Raw genomic sequence first — 631 nt, 5'->3', positions numbered from 1 at the left:
GCGCGCAGGCGTGGTGACCACGGCGATACCGTGCTCGGCGGCGAGGTGCCGCATCCGGTCGCTGATCTGCCCGCGCACCTGCTGCGACAGGCGGGTGTTGAGGGTGGCGCCCATGCCCCGTGCTTCCAACGACCGCAGGTCCTCGACGTAGATGACGCTCGCCCGGGCGGCGATGGCCTGGTCCACGGCCCAGCGGGCGGCGGCCCAGGCGAGCGCGGCGTTCAGGTTTCGGCGGCGGGCGGACACGTGGTCAATCTCGTCGCGCAGGACCGCCAGTTTGCCGATGAGTTGATGCCGCTCGTTGCTGCCGGCGAGGCGTTGGTAGTGGTCGGCTTTGGCGTGCAGCCGTTCTGACAGGCGCCGGAGGCGGTGCTGCTTGGCGAGGATGCCGGCGGCCCGGAACTGGCCACCCGCCCCCAACGCGGTGATCCGCCCGTCCTCGTGGAGTCGCACGGCTCCCGCGCTGAGGAGAGTGTTCAGGCCCCAGTCCACGCCGACCGCGACCGTGTGGCCGGTGCGCCGGGCCTTCGGGACGGCGTGCGTGTATGCCATGTCGGCGTGCACCTGCCGGCCGGCGACGCGCAGGGTGGGCAGGTGCACCACCGCGTCCGTGGGGACCGTGGGCGGCAGG

General features: G+C 73.1%; 1 protein-coding gene. It reads right to left on the bottom strand.

Annotated elements, in window-relative coordinates:
• On the bottom strand, window positions 1–631 hold a 631-nt coding region (locus tag ACY34I_RS40570), incomplete at both ends, for a nuclease/transposase family protein (protein ID WP_462760860.1).

The sequence above is a fragment of the Micromonospora sp. RTBAU3-60 genome, assembly GCF_054963695.1.
Note: the sequence above shows the minus strand (reverse complement) of the source record. Positions and strands in the feature narration are given on the sequence as shown.